This window comes from Ferrovibrio sp. (assembly GCF_964218355.1).
GTDB lineage: Bacteria > Pseudomonadota > Alphaproteobacteria > Ferrovibrionales > Ferrovibrionaceae > Ferrovibrio.
This window is the reverse complement of the sequence record NZ_CAXPMC010000010.1, coordinates 1-17,430: the sequence shown is the minus strand read 5'-3', so window position 1 is coordinate 17,430 and position 17,430 is coordinate 1. Positions and strand designations below refer to the sequence as shown.

Below are 17,430 nucleotides of genomic sequence, written 5' to 3'. Positions count from 1 at the left end.
GCGCGATTCGGCGGCGGCGTGATTCTGGGTCCCCGCTTTCGCGGGGACGACGGGGATCGGGGTCACTCCGCCCAGACGCCGTGCTTGCGGTGCCATTCGGCCAGCGACAGCTCCGGGTATTCCTCGTAGACCTCGTCGCGCGGGCCGATCTGCGGCCGCACCCAGCCGGGCTTGTAGCGCAGCATCAGATGCACGCGGGCCGGCGGCACCGGCAGGGCGGTGTCGATGGCCGAGGCGAAGGGATGGATCAGTTCCGGCCAGGTGGGATCGTAGAGCCACAGGGCGGCGCCGCATTTCCTGCAGAAATGGCGCTGGCCCGAAGAGGTGACGCATTGGGTGCCGTCATCCTCGCAGATCACCGCCTGGTACATGCCGAGCGCCCGTCTGCCCTTCACCTTCAGGCTGGCGGCGAGGCCGCCCAGATTGATCGCATAGCCGCCGCCGCCGGCGGTCTTGCGGCAGATGGTGCAGTAGCAGAGCTGGTAAGGCACCGGCGTGTGACTGTCGAGCGCGAATGTCACCGCGCCGCAGCGGCAGGAACCCTCGAGGTGCATCGGCATGGCCGCATCTCCCTTCGGTCCGGTCGGCAGGGCATCTGGTCTGCCCCCATCCTAGCCCGCAGCCGCCGCCATATCCACCCGGCCTGCGGTCTGGCCGCGCCCGGCATCCTGGGCTAGAAACCGGCAGACACCGCCGGGAAGCAACGAGGGGATGGATGATGGCCCGCTGGATCTTCCGCATCGCCGGCATTTACGGCCTGCTGGTGCTGGTGCCGCTGTATTTCATGGAAAACCGGCTCGATCCGCCGCCGACCCATCCCGAGCAGTATTACGGCTTCCTCGGCGTCGCCGTGGCCTGGCAGCTGGCCTATCTCGTCATCAGCACCGATCCGGCGCGCTACCGCCTGCTGATGCTGCCGGGCATCGTCTCCAAGGTGGCCTGGGCCGGGGCGCTGGCGGTGCTGCATGCCGGCGGCCGGGTTGCGGCCGACGCCTTCTGGATCGGCCAGGCCGACTGGCTGCTGGCGGCGCTGTTCGCCTATGCCTTCTGGCGCAGCCGGCCGGCCGCAGCGGCCGCCTGATGGCGGTTCCGTCCTCCGCCGCTTTGCGCTAGAACAGCGCCATGCCGAAAAAAGCCGCTGCCGCCAAACCGGTCTCGCTCGCCACCTGGAACATCAACTCGGTGCGCGCGCGCCTGCCGCTGATGAAGGCGTTTCTCGACGCCCATGACCCCGACATCCTCTGCCTGCAGGAAACCAAGGTGAAGGATGCCGATTTTCCCCACGAGCTGTTCGAGCAGCATGGCTACACGACGCGGCTGATCCGCGGCCAGCCCGGCTATAACGGCGTCGCCATCTTCTCGCGGCTGCCGCTGGCCATTGCCGAAAAGAAGAACCTCGCCGGCCGTGACGATTGCCGCCACATCGCGGCAACGCTGCCCGACGGCACCGTACTGCACAATTTCTATGTGCCGGCCGGCGGCGACGTGCCGGATGCGAAGAAGAACGACAAGTTCGCCCACAAGCTGGACGTGCTGGCCGAGATGACCAGATGGTCGGCGGCCCTGAAGAAGAAGGACGGCCGCGAGATCCTGGTCGGCGACCTCAACATCGCGCCGCTGGAAACCGACGTGTGGTCGCACAAGCAGCTGCTCGACGTGGTCAGCCACACGCCGGTCGAGACCGAGGGGATGCAGAAGATGATGGCGGCCCGCGGCTGGGTCGACGCGGTGCGCCATTTCGTGCCGGCCGAGCAGAAGCTGTATTCCTGGTGGAGCTACCGCTCGCCGAACTGGGAGCTGGCCGACAAGGGCCGCCGGCTGGACCATGTCTGGGTCAGCCCGCAGCTGCAGGACCGGCTGCGGGGTGCGCAGGTGGTCAAGGCCATGCGCGGCCTGGAAAAAGCCTCCGACCACGCGCCGGTGCTGGTGACCCTGGCCTGATCGCGCGCCGGCCCGGCCCCCGGACCAGCGACCGCCGGACCAGCGACCACCGGCCACCTGCCCTTGCCGCCGCGCGCCCGCGCTTGCTAATCTCTCCGGCAAACACGGGACAACGGGGATCGGGGCGATGACAGCGATGCGGCGACGGCATCTTCTTGCGGTTTTCATGGGCGGCCTGCTGCTGCTGGGCGGCCTGCCGGACGGGGCCCGGGCGCAGGGCGCACCGAAACCGCTCAGCCCGCAGCCCGCGGCCGGCGCGGTGAAACCCGGCCTGGTGCCGACCTATTACCGCAACATCACCTTCAACTATATCGACGAAGTGCTGCGCCATGCCAAAGACGCGAAAGGCGAGGCCGGCAAGCCGATCCCCAACATCGATTCCATTAGCGACGGGCAGATGTGGGATGCCGGCATGCGCGAGCTGTACGGCATCCGCATCGACGGTCTGATCCGGCTGCCGGCCGGCGCCACCTATTTCGCCACCAATTCCAATGACGGCGTGCGGGTGATCCTCGGCGGCGCGCAGATCCTGGAAGACGGCGACGTGCATGCCGACCGGCTCAGCGACCCGGTCGAGGTGAAGGTCGCCACCGCCGGCTGGTACCCGCTGCGCATCTGGTATTTCCAGAAGAAGAACACCGCGACCCTGCAGCTGCTGTGGCAGCCGCCCGGCGCGGCCGAGTTCAAGCCGGTGCCGCCCGAGGCCTTCGGCCACCAGTAGCGGCTGGCCACCGGGCTTCGGCGCCGGGCTTCGACGCCGCCGTCTAGCGCCGGCCGCCGGCCAGCGCCGCGGCTTCGGGCCGGGCGCGCAGCCGCAGCATGGCGGCGATGCCGACGACCGGACCGAGGGCAAGCGGCATCAGCGCCCAGCGCCAGCCGAAGGCGGCCGCCAGTTCCGGCACCAGGTGGATCGGGATCAGGGTCAGCGCGAAACCGGCGCAGACCTGCGCGGTCAGCATGGTGCCGACCAGGTGGCGGTCGGCCAGTTCGGTGACGCTGGCCGAGAACTGCGCGGAATCCGCCACCACGGCGACACCCCAGACCAGGCACAGGGCCAGCAGCCAGACCGGGCCGGCATCGAAGAACAGCGGCGTGACGGCCGCGCAGCCGCCGCTGACCGCCATGGCGATGGCGGTGACCGCCGTGCGGCCGATGCGGTCGGCGGACAGGCCGGCGATGACGCAGCCGAGGCTGCCGGCGGCGATCACCGCAAAGCCGCCGAACCGCGCGAGGCCGAGCGCGGCATCGGCCGGCAGGCTGGACGCGAAGGCCGCCTGCAGGAAGACCACGATCCATGCCCACATGGCATAGAGTTCCCACATATGGCCGAGATAGCCGAGATTGGCGAGCCGCAGGCCCGGCGCCGTCCAGGCCTGCAGCACGGCGCGCATCTCGAACCGCGGCGCCGGCGCATGGCCGGGCCCCGGCTGCACCCGGCCGATCAGCCAGGCCGCCAGCACCGCCGCCAGCGACGATGCCGCGATCACCAGACGCCAGTCGAGATCGGCGGACAGGCCGATGAACAGATGCGGCAGCGCCGATCCCAGGGTCAGTGCGCCGACCAGCAGCCCGACCAGCAGCCCGAGATCGCCCCGGCCGCCCGGCCCGGCATCGCGCCGCGCCCAGCCGGCCGCCAGCTTCATGCCCACCGGATAGATGCCGGCCATGCACAGCCCGGTCAGCAGCCGCGCCGCGATGGCCACGGGCGGCGCCAGCGCCGGGTCATGCAGCGGCAGCAGCAGCGCGGCATTGGCGGCGGCGGCAACCAGGCAGGCGCCGCGGAAATAGCGGCGCGGATCGATGCGGTCGGCCAGGCCGAGGCCGGCGCTGACCAGGGTGCCGAGGATGAAGCCGGCCTGCACCGCGCTGGTCATCGCCGCGCTGGCGAAATCGCCCAGGTGAAACGCCGTGCGCAGGCCGGGCAGCACCGCCGTGCCCGAGAACCACAGCGCCAGCGCCAGCACCTGCGCCACGATCAGCAGCAGGATGGCACGGCGCTTCTGCGCGGGCGGAAAATCCGCGGCCATGGCCGCCTACAGCGTCCAGTCGGGATCCGGGATGGTGGCAAACACCTTGCGCAGGCCCTCGCCCCACAGGCCGCGGATGGAGGCGAAATACGGATCCTGCTCGGTGATGCGGTCGCGCAGGGCAAAGCGCTGTTCGCCCCGGCGCAGGATGGCGATGTCGAGCGGCAGGCCGACCGAGATATTCGAGCGCAGGGTGGAATCCATCGATACCAGGGCGCATTTCGCCGCCTGCAGCAGCGGCGTGTCGGGCCGGATCACGCGGTCGAGGATCGGCTTCCCGTATTTGATCTCGCCGATCTGCAGGAAGGGCGTGTCCTCGGTGGCGCGGATGAAATTGCCGGCATAGTACAGCATGTACAGTTCATGCGGCCGGCCGGCGATCTGGCCGCCCAGCAGCATCGACAGGCTGGGCTCGAGGCCCTGCTGCTTCAGCCCCTCGCCGTCGCGGCGCCCGACCTCGCGGATCGCGGCACCGACGATGCCGGCGGCCTCGAACATGGTGGCCGCCTGCATCAGGTCGTGACCGCGGCCATCCTCCGCGGTGAAGCCCTCGCGCAGCAGGGTGACCACCGACTGGCTGAGCGCCAGGTTGCCGGCGGTGCACAGGGCCAGCGCGCGTTCGCCGGGCTGTTCCCAGACATGCAGCTTGCCGAAGGTGGCGATGGAATCGACGCCGGCATTGGTGCGGCTGTCAGCCAGCAGCACAAGGCCGTCATTCAGGTAGAGGCCGACACAGTAGGTCATGGCGGATCACCGGAGCGGGAATAACGGCGCCATTAAGGAAGGCGGCCGCGGTCCGGTCAAGGGCCCGGGCGGCGACCGGGCCTAGGCCACCTGCATGAAGTCGCGGGCGAGCTGGGCGCCCAGCTCGATATTGGCATCCACCATCTCGGTAAGATATTCATGCAGGCCGCGGGCGAAAATGTCGTCGATATTGCCGTAGCGCAGCTTCATCAGCATGCTCTCGGCCATCCGGACCGAGAGATAGTTGCGGCGGTAGCCCTCGCGCAGCTCCTGCATGATCTCGACGATCTCGGCGAAGCAGGCATGCAGGCTGCGCGGCATGTCGGCGCGCAGAACCAGCAGTTCGGCCACCCGGGTCGGCTTGATGACGTCGCGGTAGATCTGCCGGTAGATGCGGAAGGACGATACCGAGCGCAGCAGCGCCGCCCACTGATAGTAGTCGACCGCGCCGCCGACCTCGGCCACCGAGGGCAGCAGAATATGGTATTTCACATCGAGGATGCGGGCGGTGCTGTCGGCGCGTTCGAGCAGGGTGCCCAGCCGCATGAAATTATAGGCATCGCCGCGCGGCATGGTGCCCTCGGCGACGCCGCGGAACAGGTGGCTGCGCTCGCGCACCCAGTCGAAGAAAATCGAGTAGCCGTCGCTCTCGACCGAGGTGTGGCTGAGGCCGCGCATTTCCAGCCAGGCGGCGTTGATGCTCTGCCAGGCTTCCGAGGTGATCTGCGCCCGCATCGCGCGGGCATTCTCGCGGGCCGCCTTCAGGCAGGCGAGGATCGACGACGGGTTGTCCGGATTGAAGGCGAGGAAGTCGATCACGTTGCGCGGGCTGGACGGGCCGCCATGCAGGGCGAAGGCCTGTTCGCAGCCGGCGATGATCAGCGCCGGCCCCCAGGGCCCGCCCCGTTCCTGGCCGACATTGCCCTGCAGGGCCATGCGGTGCGCCACGTCGAGGATGCGCGCCATGTTCTCGGCGCGCTCGGTATAGCGCATCATCCAGTAGAGATTGTCGGCGGCACGGCTGAGCATGGTCAGTCCTCGCCGGTATGGATGTCGGGGGTTTCGTCCTCCAGCACCCAGGTATCCTTGGTGCCGCCACCCTGGCTGGAATTGACCACGAGCGAGCCTTCGCGCAGGGCCACGCGGGTCAGGCCGCCGGGTACCACCCGCATCACCTCGCCGGTCAGCACGAAGGGCCGCAGGTCGACATGGCGCGGCGCGATGCCGCTCTCGACGAAGGTCGGGCAGGTGCTGAGCGCCAGGGTCGGCTGGGCGATATAGGCTTCCGGCTTGGCGATGATCTTGGCGCGGAAGGCCTCGATCTCGGCCTTCGAGGCCCGCGGCCCCACCAGCATGCCGTAGCCGCCGGAGCCATGCACCTCCTTGACCACCAGTTCGGGCAGGTGCTCCAGGGTGTATTTCAGATCGTCGGGCCGGCGCAGGATATGGGTCGGCACATTCTGCAGCAGCGGCTCCTCGCCGAGATAGAAGCGCACCATGTCGGGCACATAGGGATAGACCGACTTGTCGTCGGCCACACCGGTGCCGACCGCGTTGGCCAAGGTGACGTTGCCGGCCTTGTAGGCCTGGAACAGGCCGGGCACGCCGATCATCGAATCCTTGCGGAAGGCCTTCGGATCGAGGAAGGCGTCGTCGAGGCGGCGGTAGATCACGTCGACGCGCTTCAGGCCGCCGACCATGCGCATGTAGACCTTGTCGTCCTTGACCACGAGGTCGTTGCCCTCGACCAGCTCGATGCCCATCTGCTCGGCCAGGAAGACATGCTCGAAATAGGCCGAGTTGAACACACCCGGCGTCAGCAGGGCGACGGTCGGCTCCTCGTCGCAGTTGGGCGGCGCGCTTTCGCGCAGGGTCTGCAGCAGCGAATCCGGATAATGGCCGACGGGGGCGACGCGCACGGCGGCAAACACGTCGGGGAACAGGCGCATCATCGCTTCGCGGTTTTCCAGCATGTAGCTGACGCCGCTGGGCGTGCGGGCATTGTCTTCCAGCACGTAGAAATCATTCTCGCCGGTGCGCACGATGTCGATGCCGGCGATATGGGTATAGGTCTGCCGGGCGATCGCCACATTATGCATGGCCGGCAGATAGGCTTCGTTGCGGGTGACCAGTTCGGCCGGAATCTTGCCGGCGCGCAGGATTTCCTGGCCGTGATAGATGTCGTTGAGGAAGGCATTCAGCGCGCGCACGCGCTGTTTCAGGCCGCGGCGCAGGCGGCGCCATTCCTTCGCCGCGATGATGCGCGGCACCAGGTCGAAGGGGATCAGGCGTTCGGTGTCGCCGCCTTCACCATAGACCGCGAAGGTGATGCCAAGCCGGCGGAACAGCAGGTCGGCCTCGGCACGGCGGCGGGACAGCACTTCCGCCGGCACGGTATCGAGCCAGCGCTTGTAGGCCTGGTAGGGCAGGCGGACGCTCTGGCCGTTACCGGCGGTACCCGCATCCATCTCGTCGAAGGCCGTCATGGCAACACCTCGGGCTTCGATCCTGAGCAAATCAGGATGATCGGGAAAAGGCAACTGGCGGCGGACAGGGGGAGTGTTTTCGGCCTGCTTTTATGGGCGGATGCGGAGCCGGGCGCGGGCGGGAAACCCGGCAAGGCGGACGCGGCAGGATCAGCGCTGTGCAGGATAAACTCTGTGTAATGAGCGGCGCCCGTGGCGGGCGATGGGCAGAGCGTTATGGGCGGGGCATCATGGGCAGCTCGCTGATGCGAGCGGCGGACAACCCGGGCCGGCGGGTGGGTGAGCCGGCCCGGGTGTCTTCGCGCGAACCTGTTACTGCACCGTCTCGCCGTGCAGGTTCAGGTCGAGACCATCGCGCTCGGTGGCCTCGTCGACGCGCAGACCGATGGTCCAGTCGATGATCTTCAGGATGATCAGGCTCACGATCGCGGTGAACACGATGGTGATGACCACACCGTAGATCTGGGTCAGCACCTGGCCGGCATTGCCGTCCAGCAGGCCGAGCGGCGCATCGCCACCGGTGACTGCCTGGCGGGCGAACACGCCGGTCAGGATGGCGCCGACGATGCCGCCGACACCATGCACGCCCCAGACATCGAGGCTGTCGTCATAACCCAGGGCGTTCTTCACCGAGGTCGAGGCGACGAAGCAGATCACGCCGGCCACGATGCCGATGATCAGCGCGCCCATCGGGTCGACGAAACCCGAGGCCGGGGTGATCGCGACGAGGCCGGCAACGGCGCCCGAGACGATGCCCAGCACGCTCGGCTTGCCGCGGGCCAGCCACTCGGCGAACATCCAGGCCAGCGCGGCCGCCGCGGTGGCAACCTGGGTGACCAGCATGGCCATGCCGGCAGCGGTGCCGGCCGACAGGGCCGAACCGGCGTTGAAGCCGAACCAGCCCACCCACAGCAGGGCGGCGCCGATGATCGACAGGGTCAGGTTATGCGGCGCATGGCTGACCTTGCCGTAGCCCTGGCGCTTGCCGAGCACGAGGCAGGCGACCAGGCCGGCAACGCCGGCATTGATGTGCACCACGGTGCCGCCGGCGAAATCCAGCACGCCCATGTCGAACATCAGCGCACCCTCGCCGCCCCACACCATGTGGCAGACCGGGGCATAGACGAAGATCGACCACAGGCCCATGAACCACAGCATCGCCGAGAACTTCATGCGGTCGGCAAAGGCGCCGGTGATCAGGGCCGGGGTGATGATCGCAAACGTCATCTGGAAGGTGACGAACACCGATTCCGGGATGGTGCCCGACAGCGCATCGGAGGAGACGCCCGACAGGAACAGCTTGTCGAAGCCGCCGATGAAGGCGTTGCCCGAGCCGAAGGCGAGGCTGTAGCCGACGACCATCCAGATGATGGTCATCAGGCAGGTGATGGCGAAGCTCTGCATCATGATGGCGAGCACATTCTGCTTGCGCACCATGCCGCCGTAGAACAGGGCAAGGCCCGGGATGGTCATCATCAGGACGATGGCCGTGGCGGTGAGCATCCAGGCGGTGTCGCCCGAATTGAGGGTCGGCGCTTCGTCGGCGGCGAAGCCGGCACCGGGAAGCAGGGCAAGCAGGGCGGCGAGGGCCAGCATGAGCCAGCCGAGCTGCCGCTGGTTAACCGCAGGCGCGGGTCGCGCGACTGCCGAGACGGTGGTGAGTTGCATGACGTTTAAATCCTCCTGTCAGTGCAGGCTGCGCCAGTCGCCGGGTCCCGACCTTCGGGATCTGTTGTCCGGAAGACCGTTCCGGTTCCCCCCAATCCGGGAACTGTCCGGCCCACCCCTGGCGCAAACCTCTCGCAAGGCTGATTTACAAGAAGTGTGCCAGCCTCTTGCACTGCGGCGAAAGCCGGCCAAAGGCCGATTCCGTCGCGGAAGACCGGCATTTGCCGGGTCTGCCGGCAACCGGGCTGGTTAAATTATAGTCTGTTGCTGAATTTTTGGTCAGTTTTTAATCAGCCGGACCGGGGCCCGCTGCCCGGAGGGGCGGCGGCCCTATTTCGGCCGGAAGCTGAGGGCGGCGCCGTTGATGCAGTAGCGCAGGCCGGTCGGCTGCGGGCCATCCGGGAAGACATGGCCCAGATGCCCCTGGCATTTCGCGCAATGGACCTCGGTGCGGACCATGCCGTGGCTGCGGTCGGTGGTGGTGGCCACGCCCTCCCCCGCGCCGGCCGGGGCCCAGAAGCTGGGCCAGCCGCTGCCGCTCTCGTATTTGGTGTCGGACACGAACAATTCGGTGCCGCAGCCGGCGCAGGCATAGACGCCCGGCCGCTTCTCGCGGTTCAGCGGGCTGGTGCCCGGCCGCTCGGTGCCATGGTGGCGCAGCACGTATTCGGCTTCCGGCGAGAGGGCTTTCGGCTGGGCGTCGGTTTTGCTGTCGGTCATGGCGTGCGCCTCCTGTTGCCGCCTAAGATAGGCGCGGAACCAGTCTCATCAAGCGGCGGCACGGTGTCGTTCCTGATCATCCTCGGCGGACTGCCGGGCAGCGGCAAGACGGCGCTGGCCCGTACACTCGCGCGCCGCCTGCCGGCTTTGCATCTGCGCGTCGACACCATCGAGCAGGCGATGCTGGCGGCAGGCCAGGCGCCGGGCGCACTGGGCTACGGCATCGCGCAGGCACTGGCGACGGAAAACCTGCGCAACGGACTGACGGTCGTCGCGGATTCGGTCAATCCGGTGGCCGCCAGCCGCGCCGGCTGGCGCGATGCGGCGACTGCGGCGGGCGCGCCCTTTCTCGACGTGGCCGTCTTCTGCTCCGATGCGGCCGAACACCGCCGCCGCGTGGAAACACGCACAGCCGACATTGCCGGCCACCGGCTGCCGGACTGGGCCGCCGTGCTGGCGCTGCGGTTCGAGCCGTGGGATGCCGCGCTCAGGATCGACACGGCCGGCATCGCGCCGGATGCGGCGGCAGATCAGGTGATCGCGCGGCTCAGAACCGGAAATAGATGAAGGCCCCGCTGCCGTCGAGGAACAGCAGCACCGCCAGCACCAGCCCGGCCATGCCGAGACCCCAGCGGACCGCCCCGCCCGCCGTGGCGCAGGCCCCGGCCGCAATCGCCTCCGGGCGCAGAACGACCGTCACCGCCGTCGCCGCCGCCAGCAGCAGCCAGCCGGCCGGCGCAATCCGGTCGCCGGCCAGCGGGCCCGCGAAAGCCTGGCTCCAGAACGTTGCCCAGGGGCCGAAATCGAACTGGAAGAGGGTCCAGCCCGCGGAAACCAGCACGAAGGTCAGGCCAAGCTGGACCAGGCGCGGCAGCCGGTCCCAGGGTGTGCGCAGCAGGTGATAGGCAATCACCAGGACACCGTGATACAGGCCCCAGATCACATAATTCCAGCCGGCGCCGTGCCACAGGCCGCAGAGCGCGAAGACGATCAGGATATTGCGGATGTAGCTGCGGTTGCCGCCCAGCGGCAGATACAGGTAATCGCGGATCCAGTAGGACAGGGTGATATGCCAGCGGCGCCAGAAATCCCGCGGATTCAGCGCTGCATAAGGCCGCGCGAAATTGTCGGGAAACCGCAGGCCGAACAACAGGCCGAGGCCGATGGCGATCAGGGAATAGCCATAGAAGTCGAAATAGATCTGGAAGCTGTAGCCGAAGATCACGAACAGCGCATCGCTGACCGCCATGCCGGCCATCTGCGCGGTGACCGGCGTGATGATGGAGTCGAGATTGTCGGCCAGCACCACCTTCAGGGCCAGGCCGAACAGGATGTAGGTCACCGCCTCGGTCGCCGCCGGGCTGGTCAGCCGCCAGCGCGGCAGCGCGGCCAGGCCGCCATCGACATCGCGCCAGCGCAGGATCGGCCCGGCCACCAGATGCGGAAACATCGAGATGAACAGCGTGAAGCGCGCCAGGGGCTGGGGCCGGTCGACGGTGCCCCGGTAGCGGTCGATGGCATAGGCAATCAGATGGAAGGTGAAGAAGGAGATTCCGGCCGGCAGCGAGGCATCCGACACGGCCGGCAGCGCCGGGGCCGGCAGGCCCAGCACCGCAGCGGCGCTGCCGATCAGGAATGCCGCATACTTGAAATACAGCAGAACCACGGCCGGCCCGAGGATGGCCAGCACGGTCTGCGCCCGGGTCGGCCGGGCGCGTGCATTGCTGAACAGGTGCAGCCACAGGATACAGGCGGCCAGCACGACGGCATGCAGCTTGCCGGTGAATCCGTAGAAGGCGAAGCTGGCCGCGATCAGGAAGATTTCGCGCCAGCGGCCACGGAATACCAGCAGGCTGCCGATCAGGGTCAGCGGCAGATACAGGAACAGGAAGCGGTAGTCGTTGAACAGCATCGGTCAGAGCAGGCCGGCGAGGTGGCGTCCCAGGATATGCGGCGGCGCATGGCAGCAGCTGGTCCAGATGAACGCCTGGTCCGCCGGCAGCGGGGCCGGCGGCGGAACGCAGGTGACCCGGGTTCTGCCGCAGGCCTCGAAGAAGGCGGCGCGCAGCCGGGCCGTGGCCGGGTCGCGCCGCGCCTCGACCTCGGCGGCAAGATGGGGCGCGATCGGCGTTTCGTAGATGATGACCCGGGTGCCTGTCTCGGCAATCCGGCCGAGCAGCGCCAGGTCCGCCATCATGCCCGCGATCATGCTGGGCCAGGCGGGCGAATACGAGATGAACGGCGGCTGGCTGCGGCCCTGATAGTCCATATGGCGCGATCCGTCGGGCCGGAACGGGTTCGGCACCAGCGTTTCCGGCCGCCCCTCGTAATACCGCAGGACCGCGATCAGCCGCTCGAAGTTGAAACTGGTCAGGAGGTTCTTCACCGAAACGGCGACAGCCTCGGCCAACGCGTAGAATGGCACCAGCGGGTCAGTCTGACCGGTTGCTTCCCGGTACATGTACGAGAGGTGATACGCCGGGTCGGCAGCGATGCTGGGCCATTCGACATGCCGGAAATAGCCGATGTCGAAATTGTCCAGGGTGACGAGCAGCGTGTCGGGCAGCCTGCCGGCTTCCTGCAGGGCGTGGATCAGCGCGACGCTCTGGCGGAATCCGGTACTGCCGGACGAGAAGTTGAAGAACACGCCTTCGGGAAGCCCCAGATGCTGATGGGAAATGCCCATGCCGCGACTGCTGCCGAACAGGCCATAGCGGTATCGCTCATGCCGCAAGGCATCTGCGTATTTGACGATCAGGGGATCGACACTTCCGGCGAGCCGGCCGTAGAGTTCCACGCGTTCGGCATTCCACGCGGCCCCAAAAACCGGAATCGACTGCAGCCAGCGGGATATCCCGGCCTGCGCAAGCAGCAGGGCGGCTATCGCCGCCACCAGCAAGACCAGACCAAGCCGGGACCAGCGGTGCGGTCGGTCGGTGCTGCGCAACCCGCTCACCGCCGGCTGAGCTTCTTCGCCAGGTCGTCGAGCTGTTCGAGGGTCTGGTAATGCAGCACCAGGCGGCCGGCTTCCGGGTTGCCGGGCTCGCCCTCGATTTCGGCCTTCAGCCCCAGCGCCGCCGTCAGGCCGCGCTCGAAGGCGAGCGTGTCGGCATCCTTCTTTGCCGCGGCCGCATCGCCGGCCGGCTTCGCCGCCGGAGAGGATGGCGGCCGGCCGCCCTTCGCCCGCGCGGCATCGCCCTCGCCGCCGACTTCGCGGCCCACCGCCACCAGCTTTTCCACCTGGCGCACGGTCAGTTGCCCCTCGGCGATGCGCTGGGCCAGCTGGACGGCCAGCGGATGGCCGATCAGCGGCCGCGCCTGGCCGGCGGTCAGCCGGCCGGCGGCGATCAGGTCGCGCACCGGCACCGGCAGCGACAGCAGCCGGCTGATATTGGCGACATGGCTGCGGCTCTTGCCGATCACCTGGGCGATCTGTTCGGCCGAATAGCCGAATTCCTCGGTCAGGCGCTGGAAGGCGCCGGCCTCTTCCAGCGGGTTCAGGTCCTCGCGCTGGACATTCTCGATCAGGCCGATCTCCAGCGCGTCGCGGTCGGAGATGTCCTTGATCACCACCGGCACGGCATGCAGCTTGGCGATCTGGGCGGCGCGCCAGCGGCGCTCGCCGGCGATGATCTCGTAGGTGGCGCCCTCCGGCGAGGCGGCCTTGACCCGGCGCACCAGCAGGGGCTGCAGCACGCCCTTGTCCTTCAGCGAGCGGGCCAGGTCGTCGAGCGCCGCCTGGTCGAACAGCTTGCGCGGCTGGTAGGGATTGGGCCGCAGCTGCTCGATCGGCACCTCGCGCACACCGCCGCGCGGCGCGGCGCCATCGCCGCCGGCACCGCCCTCCTTCGGCGTGGTGTCGCCCATCAGGGCGGCAAGCCCTCTCCCCAGGCCGCGGCGTTTCGGATCGTCGATCATGACAGCACTCACTCTTTCTTTTTTGTCATGCGCGCACTTGATGCGCGCATCCCATTCTTGAATGGGACCCGCGGGTCAAGCCGGCGGGTGACGGCATGAATATGAAGCGCGGCCCCTCACGCGGCGTCGCGCAGCATCTGCTCGCGTTTGATCACCTCGCGGGCCAGCGCCATGTAGGCGGTGCTGCCCGGCGCGCGATGGTCGTAGATCAGGGCCGGCACGCCGTGGCTCGGCGCTTCCGAGATGCGCACGTTGCGCGGGATCACCGTTTCGTAGACCTTGTCGCCGAGGAAGCCGCGCACGTCGGCGGCCACCTGTTCGGACAGGTTGTTGCGCTTGTCGAACATGGTCAGCACCACGCCCTGCACGTCCAGCGCCGGATTGAGCGTGCCCCTGATCCGCTCCACCGTGCGCAGCAGCTGGCCGAGGCCTTCGAGGGCGAAGAACTCGCATTGCAGCGGCACGAAGACCGCATCCGCCGCCACCATGGCATTGACGGTGAGCAGGGTCAGCGAGGGCGGGCAGTCGATCAGCACGTGATCGAATTCACCGACACGGCCGTCGATGGCGTCCTTCAGGCGATGCTGGCGGCGGTCGAGATCCATCATCTCGAGCTCGGCGCCGGCAAGCTCGACGCTGGCCGGCACGATCAGCAGGTTGGGCACTTTCGTCGGCCGGATCGTCTCGTCCAGCACCGCCTCGCCCATCAGCAGCTCGTAGGTGCCAAACGCGCGCTCGTCCTGGGTCAGGCCGAGGCCAGTGGACGCATTGCCCTGCGGATCGCTGTCGATCAGCAGCACGCGTTCGCCCACCGCGGCCAGCGCCGTGGCGAGATTGATGGCGGTGGTGGTCTTGCCGACGCCGCCCTTCTGGTTCGCCACCGCCAGCACGCGGCCCATGCGCAGCGGCGCGGTGCCCGTGGCCGGGCTGGCAGAATGTTCCTGTTCTGTACTGGTCACGCGGGTTCCAGTCCCCTGATGGTCACGATCCGCGCGTCCGGGTCGGTCTGGCTCGGCAGCCGCGCAAGGTCGCGGATTGTCCAATATCGGCGCGCGGCGGTCAATTCATCCCCGGCCTGCCGGCCCTTCGGGAAGACATACAGGGTCTCCGGACCGGCCAGGCGATGGGCCAGCGGCAGCAATGCCTCCAGCGCCGCCAGCGCCCGGGCGGAGATCACATCCGGCGGCCCGCCCATGGCGGCATGCAAAGCCGCCGGCTCGACCGCCTCGATGCGTTTCACGTGAACGGTGACGCCACGATCTCCCATGGGCAAAGCCATCGCCCGCGCCGCCTCGCGCAGGAAGGTGGCCTTGCGCTGGTCGCTTTCGACCAGATGCACGGTGGTGATGCCGCGGTCGGCACCCAGAGCCGCAATCACCAGGCCGGGAAAGCCGCCGCCGGAGCCGAGATCCAGCCAGCGCGCGGTGCCCGGCGGCGCCAGCGGCAGCAGCTGGGCGGAATCCAGCATATGCCGGGCCCACAGGTCCGGCAGGGTATTCGCCGCCACCAGGTTGATTGCCGCCTGCCACTTGGCCAGCAGGGCCGCGTAACTGTCCAGCCGGGCCAGCGCGGCGTCGCTGCAGCCAGTGGTGGCCTGGAAATCGGCGGGAGAGAGGTGTTTTGCCATTGCCGGCGGTTATCGCGCAAAGCCGGGCCGCTGTCATGCATCCACAGGGCCATCCCCCAACTTTGGGGAGAGTTCCCGGAATCCGGCGGGGCGGCGGCGGGTCAGGGGCGATGCGTCAGGGGGGTGTTTCATGTGAAACACCCGGGCTGAAGACCCTGCAACATCAAATCGTCTTTCCCGCGTAAGCGGGAATCCAGAATTGCGGCCGGCTGGGTCCCCGCTTTCGCGGGGACGACGGAGATTAACGAGGCACCGAGATATGCCTATTCGGCGGCGGCTTCGCCCTGGCGGCGGCGCTTTTTCACATAGCCCAGCAGGGCCGAGAGGGCGGCCGGGGTGACGCCGGAGATGCGCGCCGCCTGGCCCAGGGTGGCCGGCTTCTGCTGCTGCAGCTTGGCGCGGACCTCGTTGGACAGCCCGCCGATGGCGGCATAATCGAGGTCGTCGGGCAGGGTCAGGCCCTCATCCTTGCGGAAAGCGAGGATATCGGCCTGCTGGCGCTCCATATAGCCGGCATAGCGCCCGTCGATCTCGACCTGCTCGGCCACATCCGGCCGCAGGCCGGCCAGTTCCGGCCAGATCCCGGCCAGACGGGCCACGGTCATGCCCGGATAGCCCAGCAGCATGGCGGCCGAGCGGACCTGGCCGTCCTGGTTCACCGGCAGGCCGCGTTTCGCCAGCTCCGGGGGGGTCATTTTCAGCGACTGCACCAGTGCGCGGGCCCCGGCGAGGGCCTTTTCCTTGGCCGTCCAGGCTGTTTCACGTGAAACACCCACGCAGCCGATGCCGAGGCCCAGCGGTGTAAGTCGTTGATCTGCATTGTCCGCCCGCAGGCTGAGGCGGTATTCCGCCCGGCTGGTGAACATGCGGTAGGGCTCGCGGGTGCCCAGGGTGACCAGATCGTCGACCAGCACGCCGATATAGGCATCGGCGCGGTCGAGAATGAATGGCGCCTGCCCGCCCCCATCTCCGACTTGGCCGGCAGACAAAGCCGCATTGAGGCCGGCGATCAGCCCCTGGGCTGCGGCTTCCTCGTATCCGGTGGTGCCGTTGATCTGGCCGGCCAGATACAGGCCCGGCTGGCGCTTCGTCTCCAGGGTCGGCTTCAGCTCCCGGGGGTCGACGAAATCGTATTCGATGGCATAGCCCGGCCGCAGCATGGTCGCATGCTCCAGCCCGGGGATGGTTTTCAGCAGCTCGGCCTGGATTTCACGTGGCAGCGAGGTCGAGATGCCGTTCGGATAGACGGTGTCGTCGTCCAGCCCCTCGGGCTCCAGGAAGATCTGGTGGCGGTCGCGCTGGCCGAACCGCACCACCTTGTCCTCGATGGAGGGGCAGTAGCGCGGCCCGGTGCCCTCGATCTGGCCGGAATACATCGGCGCCCGGTGCAGGTTGGCCCGGATCAGGTCATGGCCGGCCGCGGAGGTATAGGTCACGCCGCAGGCAATCTGCGGCACGGTGATTTCACGTGTGAGAAAGCTGAACGGCACCGGCGGATCGTCGGCCGCCTGCATCTCCAGCCCGGCCCAGTCGATGGTCCTGCCGTCCAGCCGCGGCGGCGTGCCGGTCTTCAGCCGGCCCAGCATAAATCCGCAGTTTTCCAGCGTTTTTGACAGGCCGAGCGCAGGCGCTTCGCCAACCCGGCCGGCGGGGATCTTCTCCTCGCCGATATGGATCAGGCCGCGCAGGAAGGTCCCGGTCGTCAGGATCACCTTCGGCGCGGCGAAGAAATCACCGTTCCCCGTGACGACGCCGCGCACCTGGCCGGCCTCGATGCGGATGTCTTCCACCGCCGCGCCGATGATGGTGAGATTCGCCTGCTCGTTCAGGATCGCCTGCATCGCCTGGCGATAGAGCCTGCGGTCGGCCTGCGACCGCGGTCCGCGCACCGCCGGGCCCTTCGACTTGTTGAGCATGCGGAACTGGATGCCGGCCGCATCGATGGCGCGGCCCATCACCCCGTCCAGCGCGTCGATCTCGCGCACCAGATGGCCCTTGGCCAGACCACCGATGGCCGGGTTGCACGACATCTCGCCGATGGTCTCGACCTTGTGGGTCACCAGCAGGGTGCGCGCGCCCAGCCGCGCCGAGGCCGCCGCGGCCTCGCAGCCGGCATGGCCGCCGCCGATCACGATGACATCGAAGGATGTGCCGGGTCCGCTCATGGCGCGGGTTTTACGGGCGAGGGCCGCCGCCGTCAAAGGGAATCGGGCAGGGGGAATCGGGTGCCGGCCGCCCCGGGGGTGTTTCACGTGAAACAGGGTCTGCGGCCCCGGGGGTGTTTCACGTGAAACACCCC

At 68.2% G+C, this 17,430-nt stretch carries 17 protein-coding genes; 4 read left to right on the top strand and 13 right to left on the bottom strand.

The annotated features are described in order from the left end of the window. Positions 1-62: 62 nt before the first annotated feature. Positions 63-560, bottom strand: a complete 498-nt coding sequence (locus ACEQZY_RS06520; protein ID WP_341703970.1) for a GFA family protein — start codon at positions 558-560, stop codon at positions 63-65. Between the two features lie 155 nt (positions 561-715). Between ACEQZY_RS06520 and ACEQZY_RS06515 the strand changes: the two genes are divergently transcribed. From ACEQZY_RS06515 to ACEQZY_RS06505, 3 genes are all read left to right on the top strand, one after another. Beyond that, positions 716-1,081, top strand: coding sequence for a hypothetical protein (locus ACEQZY_RS06515; RefSeq protein WP_370153155.1), 366 nt, complete (start codon positions 716-718; stop codon positions 1,079-1,081). A 41-nt stretch (positions 1,082-1,122) separates the two neighbouring features. Then, on the top strand, positions 1,123-1,941 hold the full coding sequence (gene xth / locus ACEQZY_RS06510) for an exodeoxyribonuclease III (protein WP_341703968.1): 819 nt from the start codon (positions 1,123-1,125) through the stop codon (positions 1,939-1,941). A 127-nt stretch (positions 1,942-2,068) separates the two neighbouring features. Beyond that, positions 2,069-2,662, top strand: a complete 594-nt coding sequence (locus ACEQZY_RS06505) for a PA14 domain-containing protein (protein WP_370153153.1) — start codon at positions 2,069-2,071, stop codon at positions 2,660-2,662. Positions 2,663-2,705: 43 nt separating this feature from the next. On the opposite strand, the gene ACEQZY_RS06500 is transcribed toward ACEQZY_RS06505, so the two are convergent. From ACEQZY_RS06500 to msrB, 6 genes are all read right to left on the bottom strand, one after another. Then, positions 2,706-3,968 (bottom strand): MFS transporter, encoded by a 1,263-nt coding sequence (locus ACEQZY_RS06500; RefSeq protein ID WP_370153152.1) that lies wholly within the window; start codon positions 3,966-3,968, stop codon positions 2,706-2,708. Positions 3,969-3,974: 6 nt separating this feature from the next. Next, positions 3,975-4,712: a peptidase gene (locus tag ACEQZY_RS06495; RefSeq protein WP_341705139.1), complete on the bottom strand. Its 738-nt coding sequence runs from the start codon at positions 4,710-4,712 to the stop codon at positions 3,975-3,977. Between the two features lie 81 nt (positions 4,713-4,793). Beyond that, positions 4,794-5,741, bottom strand: a complete 948-nt coding sequence (locus ACEQZY_RS06490) for an alpha-E domain-containing protein (protein WP_370153150.1) — start codon at positions 5,739-5,741, stop codon at positions 4,794-4,796. A gap of 2 nt (positions 5,742-5,743) precedes the next feature. After that, positions 5,744-7,198 carry a circularly permuted type 2 ATP-grasp protein gene (locus tag ACEQZY_RS06485; RefSeq protein ID WP_370153148.1) on the bottom strand — a complete coding sequence of 485 codons (1,455 nt, stop codon included), beginning with the start codon at positions 7,196-7,198 and terminating at the stop codon, positions 5,744-5,746. A 312-nt stretch (positions 7,199-7,510) separates the two neighbouring features. Then, a complete protein-coding gene (locus ACEQZY_RS06480) occupies positions 7,511-8,866 on the bottom strand; it encodes an ammonium transporter (protein WP_370153146.1) in 1,356 nt (451 codons plus the stop codon). Positions 8,867-9,196: 330 nt separating this feature from the next. Then, on the bottom strand, positions 9,197-9,586 hold the full coding sequence (msrB, locus tag ACEQZY_RS06475; protein ID WP_341705142.1) for a peptide-methionine (R)-S-oxide reductase MsrB: 390 nt from the start codon (positions 9,584-9,586) through the stop codon (positions 9,197-9,199). A gap of 63 nt (positions 9,587-9,649) precedes the next feature. Between msrB and ACEQZY_RS06470 the strand changes: the two genes are divergently transcribed. Next, positions 9,650-10,153 carry an AAA family ATPase gene (locus ACEQZY_RS06470; protein ID WP_370153144.1) on the top strand — a complete coding sequence of 168 codons (504 nt, stop codon included), beginning with the start codon at positions 9,650-9,652 and terminating at the stop codon, positions 10,151-10,153. On the opposite strand, the gene ACEQZY_RS06465 is transcribed toward ACEQZY_RS06470, so the two are convergent. From ACEQZY_RS06465 to mnmG, 6 genes are all read right to left on the bottom strand, one after another. Further along, the gene (locus ACEQZY_RS06465; protein ID WP_370153142.1) at positions 10,134-11,498 is read right to left on the bottom strand and encodes an MBOAT family protein; all 1,365 of its coding nucleotides are present in this window, start codon (positions 11,496-11,498) and stop codon (positions 10,134-10,136) included. The two genes, ACEQZY_RS06470 and ACEQZY_RS06465, sit on opposite strands and share 20 nt — an antisense overlap. A 3-nt stretch (positions 11,499-11,501) precedes the next feature. Then, positions 11,502-12,542 carry a hypothetical protein gene (locus ACEQZY_RS06460; protein WP_341704784.1) on the bottom strand — a complete coding sequence of 347 codons (1,041 nt, stop codon included), beginning with the start codon at positions 12,540-12,542 and terminating at the stop codon, positions 11,502-11,504. Continuing rightward, complete coding sequence (locus ACEQZY_RS06455; protein WP_370153140.1) at positions 12,539-13,504, bottom strand: ParB/RepB/Spo0J family partition protein; 966 nt, start codon at positions 13,502-13,504, stop codon at positions 12,539-12,541. Before ACEQZY_RS06455 ends, ACEQZY_RS06460 begins: the two co-directional genes overlap by 4 nt. A gap of 116 nt (positions 13,505-13,620) precedes the next feature. Then, positions 13,621-14,403 (bottom strand): ParA family protein, encoded by a 783-nt coding sequence (locus ACEQZY_RS06450; protein WP_370153184.1) that lies wholly within the window; start codon positions 14,401-14,403, stop codon positions 13,621-13,623. 56 nt (positions 14,404-14,459) lie between these two features. Continuing rightward, positions 14,460-15,131, bottom strand: coding sequence for a 16S rRNA (guanine(527)-N(7))-methyltransferase RsmG (gene rsmG / locus ACEQZY_RS06445; protein WP_370153138.1), 672 nt, complete (start codon positions 15,129-15,131; stop codon positions 14,460-14,462). 263 nt (positions 15,132-15,394) lie between these two features. Next, entirely contained in the window at positions 15,395-17,296 is a 1,902-nt protein-coding gene (gene mnmG, locus ACEQZY_RS06440; RefSeq protein ID WP_370153136.1) for a tRNA uridine-5-carboxymethylaminomethyl(34) synthesis enzyme MnmG, read from the bottom strand. Positions 17,297-17,430 lie beyond the last annotated feature (134 nt).

Excerpts from the sequence above, each read along its gene's own strand:
- ACEQZY_RS06520 (WP_341703970.1), bottom strand. The coding sequence starts at position 560 with ATGCCGATGCACCTCGAGGGTTCCTGCCGCTGCGGCGCGGTGACATTC.
- ACEQZY_RS06515 (WP_370153155.1), top strand. The coding sequence starts at position 716 with ATGATGGCCCGCTGGATCTTCCGCATCGCCGGCATTTACGGCCTGCTG.
- xth (WP_341703968.1), top strand. The coding sequence starts at position 1,123 with ATGCCGAAAAAAGCCGCTGCCGCCAAACCGGTCTCGCTCGCCACCTGG.
- ACEQZY_RS06505 (WP_370153153.1), top strand. The coding sequence starts at position 2,069 with ATGACAGCGATGCGGCGACGGCATCTTCTTGCGGTTTTCATGGGCGGC.
- ACEQZY_RS06500 (WP_370153152.1), bottom strand. The coding sequence starts at position 3,968 with ATGGCCGCGGATTTTCCGCCCGCGCAGAAGCGCCGTGCCATCCTGCTG.
- ACEQZY_RS06495 (WP_341705139.1), bottom strand. The coding sequence starts at position 4,712 with ATGACCTACTGTGTCGGCCTCTACCTGAATGACGGCCTTGTGCTGCTG.
- ACEQZY_RS06490 (WP_370153150.1), bottom strand. The coding sequence starts at position 5,741 with ATGCTCAGCCGTGCCGCCGACAATCTCTACTGGATGATGCGCTATACC.
- ACEQZY_RS06485 (WP_370153148.1), bottom strand. The coding sequence starts at position 7,198 with ATGACGGCCTTCGACGAGATGGATGCGGGTACCGCCGGTAACGGCCAG.
- ACEQZY_RS06480 (WP_370153146.1), bottom strand. The coding sequence starts at position 8,866 with ATGCAACTCACCACCGTCTCGGCAGTCGCGCGACCCGCGCCTGCGGTT.
- msrB (WP_341705142.1), bottom strand. The coding sequence starts at position 9,586 with ATGACCGACAGCAAAACCGACGCCCAGCCGAAAGCCCTCTCGCCGGAA.
- ACEQZY_RS06465 (WP_370153142.1), bottom strand. The coding sequence starts at position 11,498 with ATGCTGTTCAACGACTACCGCTTCCTGTTCCTGTATCTGCCGCTGACC.
- ACEQZY_RS06455 (WP_370153140.1), bottom strand. The coding sequence starts at position 13,504 with ATGATCGACGATCCGAAACGCCGCGGCCTGGGGAGAGGGCTTGCCGCC.
- ACEQZY_RS06450 (WP_370153184.1), bottom strand. The coding sequence starts at position 14,403 with ATGGGCCGCGTGCTGGCGGTGGCGAACCAGAAGGGCGGCGTCGGCAAG.
- rsmG (WP_370153138.1), bottom strand. The coding sequence starts at position 15,131 with ATGGCAAAACACCTCTCTCCCGCCGATTTCCAGGCCACCACTGGCTGC.
- mnmG (WP_370153136.1), bottom strand. The coding sequence starts at position 17,296 with ATGAGCGGACCCGGCACATCCTTCGATGTCATCGTGATCGGCGGCGGC.